General features: G+C 57.9%; 13 protein-coding genes and 1 tRNA gene. 8 read left to right on the plus strand and 6 right to left on the minus strand.

Translation table 11 applies throughout. From position 1 onward, the window contains the following. The 3 genes from VF285_RS12065 to VF285_RS12075 form a co-directional block, all read right to left on the minus strand. The coding region (locus VF285_RS12065) for a DUF4147 domain-containing protein (protein WP_346952880.1) at window positions 1-186 on the minus strand (186 nt) is incomplete at its 3' end. A 7-nt stretch (window positions 187-193) separates the two neighbouring features. Further along, the gene (locus VF285_RS12070; protein WP_346952881.1) at window positions 194-1,522 is read right to left on the minus strand and encodes an MFS transporter; all 1,329 of its coding nucleotides are present in this window, start codon (window positions 1,520-1,522) and stop codon (window positions 194-196) included. 51 nt (window positions 1,523-1,573) lie between these two features. Then, window positions 1,574-2,683: a tartrate dehydrogenase gene (locus tag VF285_RS12075; RefSeq protein ID WP_346952882.1), complete on the minus strand. Its 1,110-nt coding sequence runs from the start codon at window positions 2,681-2,683 to the stop codon at window positions 1,574-1,576. A 107-nt stretch (window positions 2,684-2,790) separates the two neighbouring features. Here VF285_RS12075 and VF285_RS12080 point away from each other — a divergent pair, with 107 nt between their 5' ends. Continuing rightward, window positions 2,791-3,702, plus strand: coding sequence for a LysR family transcriptional regulator (locus tag VF285_RS12080; RefSeq protein ID WP_346952923.1), 912 nt, complete (start codon window positions 2,791-2,793; stop codon window positions 3,700-3,702). A gap of 371 nt (window positions 3,703-4,073) precedes the next feature. On the opposite strand, the gene VF285_RS12085 is transcribed toward VF285_RS12080, so the two are convergent. Next, window positions 4,074-4,211, minus strand: coding sequence for a hypothetical protein (locus VF285_RS12085; protein WP_346952883.1), 138 nt, complete (start codon window positions 4,209-4,211; stop codon window positions 4,074-4,076). Between the two features lie 82 nt (window positions 4,212-4,293). Here VF285_RS12085 and VF285_RS12090 point away from each other — a divergent pair, with 82 nt between their 5' ends. From VF285_RS12090 to VF285_RS12100, 3 genes are all read left to right on the plus strand, one after another. Further along, complete coding sequence (locus VF285_RS12090) at window positions 4,294-4,533, plus strand: hypothetical protein (RefSeq protein ID WP_346952884.1); 240 nt, start codon at window positions 4,294-4,296, stop codon at window positions 4,531-4,533. A 110-nt stretch (window positions 4,534-4,643) separates the two neighbouring features. Further along, complete coding sequence (locus tag VF285_RS12095) at window positions 4,644-5,432, plus strand: NADP-dependent oxidoreductase (protein ID WP_346952885.1); 789 nt, start codon at window positions 4,644-4,646, stop codon at window positions 5,430-5,432. Window positions 5,433-5,449: 17 nt separating this feature from the next. Then, window positions 5,450-5,674: a hypothetical protein gene (locus VF285_RS12100; protein WP_346952886.1), complete on the plus strand. Its 225-nt coding sequence runs from the start codon at window positions 5,450-5,452 to the stop codon at window positions 5,672-5,674. Between the two features lie 23 nt (window positions 5,675-5,697). Here the strand turns inward: VF285_RS12100 and VF285_RS12105 are convergent, their stop codons facing one another. Then, window positions 5,698-5,802 (minus strand): type IV secretion system DNA-binding domain-containing protein, encoded by a 105-nt coding sequence (locus tag VF285_RS12105; protein ID WP_414648141.1) that lies wholly within the window; start codon window positions 5,800-5,802, stop codon window positions 5,698-5,700. Window positions 5,803-5,924: 122 nt separating this feature from the next. Beyond that, window positions 5,925-6,009: transfer RNA gene (locus tag VF285_RS12110), tRNA-Leu, on the minus strand. A 237-nt stretch (window positions 6,010-6,246) separates the two neighbouring features. Between VF285_RS12110 and tig the strand changes: the two genes are divergently transcribed. The 4 genes from tig to lon all read left to right on the plus strand — a co-directional run bounded on the left by tig (window position 6,247) and on the right by lon (window position 12,136). Then, window positions 6,247-7,557 carry a trigger factor gene (gene tig / locus VF285_RS12115; protein WP_346952887.1) on the plus strand — a complete coding sequence of 437 codons (1,311 nt, stop codon included), beginning with the start codon at window positions 6,247-6,249 and terminating at the stop codon, window positions 7,555-7,557. 1 nt (window position 7,558) lies between these two features. Next, the gene (gene clpP, locus VF285_RS12120; RefSeq protein ID WP_346952888.1) at window positions 7,559-8,218 is read left to right on the plus strand and encodes an ATP-dependent Clp endopeptidase proteolytic subunit ClpP; all 660 of its coding nucleotides are present in this window, start codon (window positions 7,559-7,561) and stop codon (window positions 8,216-8,218) included. A gap of 10 nt (window positions 8,219-8,228) precedes the next feature. Then, window positions 8,229-9,524 (plus strand): ATP-dependent Clp protease ATP-binding subunit ClpX, encoded by a 1,296-nt coding sequence (gene clpX / locus VF285_RS12125; protein ID WP_346952889.1) that lies wholly within the window; start codon window positions 8,229-8,231, stop codon window positions 9,522-9,524. A gap of 143 nt (window positions 9,525-9,667) precedes the next feature. After that, on the plus strand, window positions 9,668-12,136 hold the full coding sequence (gene lon / locus VF285_RS12130; RefSeq protein ID WP_346952890.1) for an endopeptidase La: 2,469 nt from the start codon (window positions 9,668-9,670) through the stop codon (window positions 12,134-12,136). Window positions 12,137-12,186: the final 50 nt, after the last annotated feature.

The following is a 12,186-nucleotide window of genomic DNA, read 5'->3' on the forward strand; positions in this document are numbered from 1 at the left end:
CATGGCGGCCGAGGCCTTGCCGGCCCCGATCACGATCGTGCGGCCTTTGGGAGGCTGGGGCAGGAACTGCGCAATGCAGTGCTCGGGCTGGGCAGCCCGCACGGCGGCCTGGAAGAGTTGCGTCAGGAATTCTCGGGGTTGTGGGTCTGACTTGCTATAGAGAGGGCGGACATCAGCCACAATCATGCCCCCGCTAATGTGTTGCTCCTTGGGGAGGGGTCGAGCTCCGGCAACTCTTTTCACTATGAGCAAGCACAAGAGTCAGGATGCAAGAGACCACGAGCAAACCAGCAACGAAGTACAGCCCACCGGAGTAGCTGCCGGTGTGGGTCTTGATCCAGCCAATCATGGCAGGACCAGCGAAGCCACCCAGGTTGCCGATTGAGTTGATGGTGGCAATGCCGGCTGCGGCTGCGCCTCCGGATAGAAATGCGGTCGGCATGCTCCAGAGAGGCGGCTTCGCGCTGCTGATGCCAATGTTGACGATCACCAACGCAATCACGATGCCCGGCAGGCTGCTGGCGCCCGCTGCGAGCACTAGCCCGATTGCCGCGACTAGGCACGCCAGTACTACGTGCCAGGAGCGCTCTCGAGTCCGATCCGAATGCCGTGACCACAGAATCATGGCAAGCACGGATACGATGGGCGGGATGGCGTTCAGGATTCCGACTTCCATGGTCGGGGCACCCATTTGCTTGATCAGAAGCGGTGCCCAGATTCCCAGTGTGTAAAGCCCGGCAGAGGTTCCAAAGTACACGAGGGCAAGCGCAAGAACCCGCGGGCTGCTCAGCCCGGCCAGAATGCCGTGCTTTGCACCCGCTGCCTTTTGACTTGCTTCCTGGTTCATGACTGTAGTCAGCCACTCCCGTTCTTCGTCTTGCAGCCAGGTGGCTTGTTCGGGCTTGTCCGTCAGATAAAAAAAGACGAAAACTCCAAGTATGACTGCTGGCACTGCTTCCAGTACGAATAGCCATTGCCATCCGGCAAAGCCCCAGGCGCCATGGAGTTGCAACAGTGCGGCAGAAATAGGTGATCCGATAGCAGTCGAGATAGGGGCTGCCGCCATGAAGAGCGCAATGATTCCTGCCCTGTGGTTGGCGGGAAACCAGTAACTCAGGTACAGGATGATTCCCGGAAAGAAGCCGGCTTCTGCTGCTCCCAAGAGGAAGCGCATGACGTAGAAGCTAGTTTCACTATGCACGAAGGCCATTCCGGCCGCCACAATGCCCCAGGTGAGCATGATGCGGGCGATCCACACGCGAGCCCCCACCTTGTTTAATGCAATGTTGGACGGGACTTCAAATAGAAAATAGCCCCAGAAGAAAATTCCTGCGCCAAAGCCGAACACGCTTGAGGTGAGCCCCAGGTCTCCCTTCATTGACAATGCTGCGAACCCGAGATTGATACGGTCCAGGTACGCAATGAAATACAGCACCATGACCAAGGGCACGATGTGTAGGCTGACGCGCTTGAGGGTACGCCTTTGCAGTTCGGATATTTGCGATTCTGCGTTTGTGTTCATGGGGTGTCTCCTTTCCTTTTTTATATGTGGGGTGCAGGCTGCTGTGCCTGCTCAGGCTGCGTTTGCCTGTGGTGTTGGGCGCATCTGGTTTTTGGGATGTCGAACCAGTTCGCAGACGGCCGCTGTAACTTCTGCGGTGCCTGCAGCCCCCCCTAGGTCCCGACAGTGCAGAGCCGGGTTTGCGGTGGTGGCTTCGATGGCCTGCATCAGCCGCGTCGCAGCACTCTTTTCGCCGAGATGCTCCAGCAGCATGACGCACGACCAGAATGTGCCCAGCGGGTTGGCGATACCTTGACCCATGATGTCGAATGCTGACCCATGAATCGGTTCGAACATGGATGGAAACCGTCGTTCGGGGTCGATGTTGCCTGTCGGTGCGATTCCCAGACTGCCAGCAAGGGCGGCAGCCAGGTCGCTCAGAATATCCGCGTGCAGGTTGGTGGCGACGATGGTGTCTAAGGATGCCGGTGCCTTGACCATTCTTGCGGTGGTGGCATCTACCAGCATCTTGTCCCAATGCACCTCCGGAAATTCTCGCGCGACTTCGCCGGCGATTTCGTCCCACATCACCATGGCGTGTCGTTGGGCGTTACTCTTCGTGACGATGGTGAGCAGTTTGCGTGGACGAGACTGGGCCAGTCTGAACGCGAAACGCATGATTCGTTCGACGCCGACACGAGTGAGTATCGATATGTCTGTTGCGACTTCGATGGGGTGATGCTGGTGGACGCGTCCACCCACTCCGGAATATTCACCCTCGGAGTTTTCACGTACGATTACCCAGTCCAGGTCTTTGGGCTCGCAGTGTTTCAAAGGGGCATCGATCCCAGGCAAGATTCGCGTGGGACGTACGTTGGCGTACTGATCGAAACCTTGGCAGATCTTCAGGCGCAAGCCCCAAAGCGTGATGTGGTCAGGCACACGGGGGTCGCCCGCTGAGCCGAATAAGATGGCGTCCTTGTCGCGCAAAGAATCCAGTCCATCCTCGGGCATCATCACGCCGTACCGCCGGTAGTAATCGGCACCCCAGTCGAAAGATTCGAACTCGAAGTGCAGTGTGTCGAAAGCCTCCGTCAGTGCTTCGAGAACCTGTTGACCTGCTGGTATTACTTCTTTTCCGATACCGTCGCCGGGAATGGTGGCTATGCGATAGGTGCTCATGCTAAGTGGTCCAGTTGGTTTTTCCAGTGATTCCACTTTAATTAATTTTTAGTCGGCATATCTGGCATAGAATCAATGCTATTTCAACTTTAAGTTGATAATTGATCATGCCTGAAATAATCAGACCAGTGGACCTGAAATTTTTCGTCGCACTGGGGCGCTCCAGCAGCCTGACTGCTGCCGCTCAAAGGCTGGGGCTCACAACCGCAGCGGTGAGTAAGCGCCTGTTGATGATGGAGAAGAGGGCGGGAGTGTTGCTGGTTGATCGCACGACTCGTCGCATGATGCTGACCCCCGAGGGAGAGGTACTGCTTGAACATGCGCGCCGCATTCTTGGAGACATTGACCACTTGAGCGAATTTCTTGGGGCTGCTCGAGAGACCCCAAAAGGGCTGTTGCGAGTCTGCGCGACATTGGGATTCGGTCGAAAGCATGTGGGGCCTTTGATTGCCCGGTTCGTGAATGTGTACCCTCAGGTGTCTGTTCAACTTCAGCTCTCTGCCGTGCCTCCTCCGCTGGTTGACGACCCATTCGATGTTTGCATTTTATTTGGTGAGCCTCCCGATGCGCGTGTCATTGCCCGTCGGCTGTCTTCCAATCGGCGACTGTTGTGCGCCTCACCCGATTACGTTGCGCGTCGTGGCATTCCGTCGGTTCCGCGAGATCTGTTGACTCATGATTGCATCAGCATCCACCAAGGAGAGGGCGCCTATGACGTGTGGCGTTTGACCCGTCGACATGGTGGCGTGCAAAAACTCGAGACCGTTCACATCAGCGGAAACCTGGCGACGAACGATGGCGAGACGGCAGTACGCTGGGCACTGGCCGGACAGGGCGTTTTGATGCGCGCCGAATGGGATATCCGCGAGTATCTCGACGATGGACGATTAGTGACCGTGTTGCCGGAGTACGAAACCCAGAGCGCTGATATTTACGCGGTCTATGCCAGACGTCAGCAGATGTCGGCGCGTGTGCGCGCCTTCGTTGCGTTCCTGGTGGATGCACTGAAATCGGGCTGAGGACAAGGCGTACCTGGTGCAGTCGATCATGCAGTGCTCAAACCCATGCTCCAGAACTCAATCTCCAGCCGTGTGGCGTCTTGAAAAGATGGGCTAGTTCATTTACCTGACGACGGGGTTGTTCTGCTGGCCAGGTGTTCAGTCAATCACGTTCTTGCCCGGTCGTGGTCTGAGACTCATCGCTGGTGTACACGCATACCTTTCATGGAGCTTCTCCTCTGGGGGGGCCGGATCGGGCTGATGGGATGATCGTCAGAGGAAGTTGAGCCAGGAGCCATTTGTATGGAACAGCATGTAAGTCAGTCGGAAGATCTGGGTGCTATCCGGCGTGTGGTTGCGTCGCAATTCAAGAGTCCGACGTGAACGTTGAATCATGATGCCGACTGGGAGGCGCTTCGTGCCTCGGTGTAGAGCACCTGGTCGCAAGCCAGACCCTCAGCGCTGTGCGCCGTGGTGGTGTAGGCATAGCCCAGGTCCAGCGGTCGATCAGGCGGCAGGCAGTCCCACATGGGCCTGCGCGATAGTCTCGTAGCAGGTTGAGCTGTCGCGGGTCTCGTAGCCGTCATCGCGGCCGACGCTGCAGCCAATGGCGTGGCCGAAGCCTTCAGCCACGCGATTACAAACACTCCCGGTAAATCTCTGGTGGCAGTCGAGGTAAACTACAAGCGCGGCGAAAAATTGCCGCCCTACCGGCACACAAAATCGGCCTTCATCATGGCCTACGTGGTATCCGGTGCAATGCGCAGCCAGACCGAACGCACCAACCTGTTGGCCGCTTTCGTAGTCAACATCAAACACGGCACTCTGACCGCATTCGACCGACAGGTGTGACGCTACCCACCTTCGCTGAAGCGGGCTTTTGGCACGCGGACCACGACTTGTTGCGCGAGGTCACGGACGACACGACGCGCAAGCAATGAAGAAAGGCTGATGGATTTCATATGACACACAACCATAATCAGGTGGTCACCCTCGCGAGGCGGCCGCACGTCAAACCCCTGCGCGAAGACTTTCAACTGATACCGGCTGAAATTCCAAAGCCGGCTGACGGCGAGATGCTGATCCAAACGCTGTACCTTTCGGTAGATCCCGGCATGCGCGGCATGATGGAAGAAGCAAAGCCGTATTCACCAGGCTTCGAAGCGGGGCGGCCACTCACTGGCCGCTCTGTCGGGCGAGTCGTACTATCGCACCATCCTGATTTCGCCGTGGGAGATTTTGTCTACGAGCGCCTCCCCTGGCAGCATTATTCGGTCTCTGATGGCAGAAAGACCAAAAAAGTGGATCCGACCGTCGCGCCGCTGTCGACGTATCTGGGCGTGGTCGGCGTCCCGGGGTTTTGCGCGTACTTCGGGCTCAAAGAGATCGGCAAGCCGCGTGCGGGCGAGACCGTGGTCGTTTCTGGCGCCTCGGGCGCTGTCGGCATGACGGCCGCACAACTGGCCAAACTGGAAAGCTGCCGTGTCGTGGGCATCGCAGGCAGTCCCGAAAAGGCGGACTATTTACATGGCGTGCTTGGACTCGACGCGGTCATCGACTACCACGCTGTCGGTGACTTGCGTGCTGCGCTTGGCAGGGCCTGTCCGGACGGAATCGACGTGTACTTCGACAATGTCGGGGGCGATATCAGTCAGGCTGTGCTGACGCTGATCACCGCATCGTCATATGCGGGCAGACTTCACAATACAACCACCCAACTGAAAGCGGAAGGTTTGCGCCCGAACGGTTGATCCAGAAAAGCGCGCTGATGCAAGGCTTTGTGGTGTACGACTACGCGGATCGCAACGAAGAGGCCGTCGCCCGATTGAGCCAACTGATCAGAGACGGCAGGCTGCGCTACCGCGAAAATATCATCGAGGGACTGGAAAACGCGCCCCAGGCATTCATCGATCTGTTCGAGGGGAAAAGTTTCGGCAAGCAACTCGTCCAGCTTGCACAAATCACGGAACCGCAGTCTGATCCAGGCCGATGACACCGTGCGAGATGGCGTAGGCATCACACCGCTGTTCTGCCATACAGGTGTTCCAGTTGGGACGTACTCTGCAGACCCGCGATAATGCGTAGTCCATTCTTTCGGCCTTTGGTCAAGCCCGCTTCCAATGACGGCAGGGCCTTCGGGTTGAAAAAACCGATGTCAGGCTATCAAACAATTCCAGGGCTGTCTCGTAACCCACTGATTTTGCTGAATATTGATGTTATGCTGTCAGCTGCTATAAGATCAGTGGTGCGAACGGAGAGACTTGAACTCTCACGCCTTGCGGCGCCAGGACCTAAACCTGGTGCGTCTACCAATTCCGCCACGTTCGCAAGCCAAGCCGAGCATTATAGCTGGTTTGGTACGCAGACTGCGCACAAGCAGCGTCCTTTGGATCGGCTTCACAGCGCGTCGTGGACGGCAGGCCGCCGCCCGAGGATCGGGCACACCGAAGCGGTGGAGCTTCTCGCAGCGTCCATGTCCTCGTAGTAAGGGCTCCAGGGCGGGCTACCCTGGTTTCCGGTAAAATGCCCCGTTTATTGTCTTTCATTTATCCCAATAGGTTCAGAATGCAGCCCGTGGTTGAAAAATTGTCCGGCCTGGAGCGCCGCGTCGATCTGAGCGTCTCGGTCGCCGATATCGAAAAAGAAGTCCAGACGCAGCTCAAGCGAGTCGCCAAAACGGCCAAGATCCATGGTTTTCGTCCCGGCAAGGCTCCTTTGTCAGTGATCGAACGCAGCCATGGGCCTTCCGTGCGCTACGACGTCATCAATAGCCAGATTGGCAAGAGCCTCGATAAGGTCATTACCGATGCGAACCTGCGTGTAGCAGGCACCCCCAACCTTGAACCCAAGACTGAAGGCACCGATGAAGGGGTGCTGGCGTTCTCGGCCACGTTCGAGGTCTACCCGGAAGTTCAGGTCCCCAATCTGGCCGACCTGAAAGTCACCCGCAGTACCGTTACAGTGGGCGACGCCGAAGTCCAGAAGACGGTCGACGTCCTGCGTCAGCAGCGCACAGTGTTCAAGCCCGCGGCCGATCGTGCTGCGCAGTCAGGCGACCGCGTGAAGCTGGATTTTGCCGGCACCATCGACGGTGTGGCATTTGAAGGCGGTACGGCGCAGGACTTCTTCTTCGTGCTGGGCCAGGGCCGCATGTTGCCCGAATTCGAAACCGCCACGACTGGCCTGAAGGCAGGCGAATCCAAGGTGTTTCCGCTCAAGTTCCCAGACGACTACGGCAGTGCCGCCGTGGCCGGCAAAGAAGCCGAATTCACGGTCACCGTGAAAGAAGTTGCCGAGCCCGAGCTTCCTGCCATGGATGCAGATTTCGCAAAATCCTTGGGTCAGGCTGAAGGCAACGTAGACGCCTTGCTGGCTGACATCCGCGCCAACGTCGAGCGTGAAGCTCAGGCACGGGCGAAGGGCCGCACCAAGGCCAGCGTCATGGATGCACTGGCGGGTGCCTGCACTTTCGACTTGCCCAAGGCGCTGGTTGACAATGAAATTGCCAGCCGTACGGCAGCGGCTCGTGAAGAGCTCAAGCAGCGCGGTGTGCCCAATGCAGAGACCTTGCCCATCCCTGAAGATACCTTTCGTTCCGAGTCCGAGCGCCGCGTACGGCTGGGCCTGGTAGTGGGTGAGCTCATCAAGGCGTCTGAGCTGAAGGCCAAGCCTGAACAAGTGCGTGAGCGCATTGAAGAATTCGCCAAGAGCTACGAACAGCCGGCCCAGGTCGTTGCCTATTACCTGGCCGATCGTCAGCGCCGTGCTGAAATCGAATCGCTGGTGCTTGAAGACAACGTAGTGGATCACATCCTGAGTGCCGCGCAAGTCACGGACGAGTCAGTTGATTTTGATGCCTTGATGGGAACGCACTGATATGGCCAGGTTCACCGATTTCTACGCCTCCATGTACGGTGGGGATTCGGTCACCCCCACGGGGTTGGGCTACGTGCCCATCGTGATCGAGCAATCGGGACGGGGGGAACGGTCCTACGACATCTATTCGCGCCTGCTGCGCGAGCGGGTCATCTTCTTCGTAGGAGAAGTCAACGACCAGTCCGCCAATCTGGTGGTGGCACAGCTGTTGTTCCTGGAATCGGAGAACCCCGAGAAAGACATTTCGCTCTACATCAACTCGCCGGGCGGGTCGGTGTACGCGGGCATGGCCATTTACGACACTATGCAGTTCGTGAAGCCGGCCGTGTCTACGCTGTGCACTGGCCTGGCGGCCAGCATGGGCGCATTCCTGCTTGCAGCGGGGGAAAAGGGTAAGCGCTATGCCTTGCCCAACTCGCGCATCATGATTCACCAGCCTTCGGGCGGAGCGCGCGGACAGGCCACTGACATCCAGATCCAGGCAAAAGAGATCCTGAGTCTGCGTGAGCGGCTCAACGGTATTTTGGCCGAGCGCACGGGGCAGGACATTGTGCGCATCAGTGAAGACACCGAGCGAGACAACTTCATGTCTGCGTCGGATGCACAAGCCTACGGTTTGATTGACAAGGTATTGGTTTCGCGTACGGACGATACCCAATGAGTGGAAAGCCATGACGGAAAAAAAAGGTTCCAGTGAAGAGAAGACCCTGCACTGCTCCTTCTGCAACAAAAGCCAGCACGAAGTTCATAAGCTGATTGCGGGCCCTTCGGTGTTCATTTGCGACGAGTGCATCAGCCTGTGCAACGACATCATCCGTGAAGAGTCCCAGGACGCCGCCAAGGTTGCAGTACGCAACGAGCTGCCAACGCCTGAAGAGATCAAGGGCTTTCTGGACGGTTACGTGATAGGCCAGGAAACACCCAAGCGCAATCTGGCCGTGGCGGTGTACAACCACTACAAGCGTATCCGTTACGCAGACGCCAAAGACGGCGACGTCGAGCTCTCCAAGAGCAATATTCTGCTCATCGGGCCTACCGGGTCGGGCAAGACTTTGCTTGCACAGACCTTGGCGCGCATGCTGAACGTGCCCTTTGTCATGGCGGATGCCACGACGTTGACCGAAGCTGGTTATGTCGGTGAAGACGTCGAGAACATCATCCAGAAGTTGCTGCAGAACTGCAACTACGAGGTCGACAAAGCCCAGCGAGCCATCGTCTATATCGACGAAATCGACAAGATTTCCCGTAAATCCGACAACCCATCCATTACGCGCGATGTGTCAGGTGAGGGCGTGCAACAAGCACTGCTCAAGCTCATCGAAGGCACCGTCGCGTCAGTGCCGCCGCAGGGCGGACGCAAGCATCCGAACCAGGATTTCGTGCAGGTCGACACGACGAACATTCTGTTCATCGTGGGCGGGGCATTCGATGGCCTCGAAAAGATCATTCGCGATCGCAGCGAGCGTTCCGGAATCGGCTTTTCTGCCACAGTGCGCGCACGGTCCGAGCGTGGCGTGGGTGAGCTATTCTCCGAGGTGGAACCCGAAGATCTCATCAAGTTTGGGCTGATCCCCGAGCTCGTCGGCCGTCTTCCTGTGGTGGCAACACTCGAAGAGCTCGATGAAAGCATGCTGGTGCGCATTCTGACCGAGCCACGCAATGCGGTTGTCAAGCAGTTCCAGAAGCTCTTCGAGATGGAGGACGTGGAACTCGACGTGACGGAACCGGCATTGACGGCCATCGCGACACGGGCCATCAAGCGCCGGACGGGCGCGCGTGGCTTGCGCTCCATCCTGGAGCAGGCTTTGCTGGGCACCATGTACGAGCTGCCTTCGCGTCCTGAAGTCAATCGTGTGGTTCTCGATGACGCCGCAGTAGAGGGCAAGACTACGCCCGAGCTCATCAAGGGGCCACGAGTGGCCCGCCATCCTCCTGAAGAAAAACCCCTCCATACGGCTGCGGCCTGACGGGGTTCGCCAGACACTCGATATACTGTGTCCTTGCGCTGCCGGCCTTGAAATGGCCGGCAGTGGCACCATATGGATGTCAGGCACCACAAAAAGGAAGCCTGAGCTTCCTTTTTTCATAGACTCAGTTCAAGGAAGCAAGCATGTCTGCTAGCCAGATTCTCACCGAGGACCCTGTGGACCTGCCATTGTTGCCGTTGCGCGACGTGGTTGTGTTTCCACATATGGTGATCCCCCTGTTTGTCGGGCGCCCGCGCTCCATCAAGGCGCTGGAATTGGCCATGGAAGCTGGCGGCAGCGTCATGCTGGTGGCTCAGAAGGCGGCCGGCAAAGACGAACCCTCGTCAGACGATTTGTTTGACGTGGGGTGTGCCGCCAGTATTCTTCAGATGCTCAAGTTGCCAGACGGCACCGTCAAGGTGTTGGTCGAAGGCTTGCAGCGGGCGCGTGTTCACGCGGTCCAGGAAGCCGAAACGCACTTCATGGCGCGGGTGTCCGGCATTGCTGAAGAGCCCGGGGAGCAGGCCGAGGCCGAGGCTCTGCGCCGCGCGGTCGTGGCGCAGTTCGACCAATACGTGAAACTCAACAAGAAGATCCCGCAAGAGATCTTGACGACGCTTTCAGGTATCGAAGAGGCGGGACGTCTCGCTGACACAATCGCCGCTCATCTGCCGCTCAAGATCGAGCAGAAGCAATCGCTGCTGGATACAGCAAGCGCGACCAAGCGTCTTGAAGTGTTGCTCTCGCAGCTCGAAGCCGAGATCGACATTCTTCAGGTTGAAAAGCGCATTCGCGGCCGCGTCAAGAAGCAAATGGAGAAGAGCCAGCGCGACTACTACCTGAACGAGCAGGTCAAGGCGATTCAGAAGGAGCTGGGCGAGGGCGAGGAAGGCGCCGATATCGAAGAGCTCGAGCGGAAGGTGGCTGATGCGCATCTCCCGAAGGAAGCGCGCAAAAAAGTCGATGCTGAGGTCAAGAAACTCAAGCTGATGTCACCCATGTCGGCAGAAGCCACGGTGGTGCGCAACTACATCGACACCTTGGTAGGGTTGCCCTGGCGCAAAAAGAGCCGGGTGAATAATTCGCTTGAAAATGCCGAAGAGATCCTCGACGCGGATCACTATGGCCTCGAAAAAGTGAAAGAGCGCATCATCGAATACCTGGCCGTGCAGCAGCGCGTGGATAAGCTCAAGGCGCCGATTCTGTGCTTGGTGGGACCTCCGGGCGTCGGCAAGACTTCGCTGGGACAATCGATGGCGCGTGCGACCAATCGCAAGTATGTGCGCATGGCTCTGGGTGGGGTACGCGACGAGGCCGAAATTCGTGGGCATCGACGCACTTACATTGGGTCCATGCCAGGCAAGATTTTGCAGAACATGGCCAAGGTGGGCGTGCGCAACCCCTTGTTCTTGTTGGACGAAATCGACAAGATGGGTGCCGATTTTCGAGGTGACCCGTCTTCGGCCCTGCTCGAAGTGCTGGACCCGGAACAGAACCACACGTTTCAGGATCACTATATCGAGGTCGATTTCGACCTGTCTGACGTCATGTTCGTCGCGACCAGCAATACGCTGAACATCCCGCCGGCACTGCTGGACCGCATGGAAGTCATCCGGCTTTCGGGTTACACCGAGGACGAGAAGGTCCATATCGCGTTCGATCACCTGCTGCCCAAGCAGATGAAGAACAATGGCGTGAAGGATGAAGAACTTCACATCACCGAAGCAGCTATTCGCGACATTGTGCGGTATTACACACGCGAGGCGGGGGTCCGGGCGCTCGAACGGGAAATCTCGAAAATTTGCCGCAAGGTCGTCAAGAAGATGCTCACCCAGGCTGCTTCAACCAAGGGTCGAAAAGGGGCAAAATCGGCAACCAAGGGCACAGTCGAAGTCAATGCCTCCAATTTGAACGATTTCCTTGGGGTCCGCCGTTTCAGCTTTGGCGTAGCCGAGAAAGAAGACAAAGTCGGCTTGGTCACAGGGCTTGCGTGGACGGAAGTGGGGGGCGAACTGCTCACCATTGAGGTTGCAGACATGCCGGGCAAGGGCGTGGTTTTGCGCACCGGGTCGCTGGGCGACGTGATGAAAGAGTCGGTGGAGGCCGCGCGGACGGTTGTGCGTGCGCGTGCTCGCCGTTGGGGCATTCCGGATCAGGTGTTCGAGAAACGTGATCTTCACGTCCACTTTCCTGAAGGCGCTGTTCCAAAGGATGGCCCCTCGGCCGGGATTGCGATCACGACAGCCCTGGTGTCTGCACTCACGGGTATTCCGGTGCGTGCCGACGTGGCCATGACGGGAGAAATCACGCTACGTGGCGAGGTGCTCGAAATCGGGGGCCTGAAGGAAAAGCTGCTGGCTGCTCATCGCGGAGGCATCAAGACGGTGATGATTCCCGAAGAGAACGTCAAGGACCTGGCTGAGATCCCCGACAACGTGAAAAATCACCTGGAGATCATTCCGGTACGCTGGATCGATCGTGTGCTCGAGGTGGCGTTGGAACGCATGCCCGTGCCGCTGTCAGACGAAGAAGTGGCAAAGTTGGCTGCGGATGCCGCCGCCGCTGCCGCCGCCAAGCCTGTCCCTGCCAGTGGGGGGGCCCTCAAGCACTAAGCACTACTACGGTTCCATAGCATACAGAATCGGCCAGCCCGGATTTCAGG

This window comes from Castellaniella sp., from assembly GCF_036379515.1.
Taxonomy (GTDB): Bacteria; Pseudomonadota; Gammaproteobacteria; order Burkholderiales; family Burkholderiaceae_B; genus Castellaniella.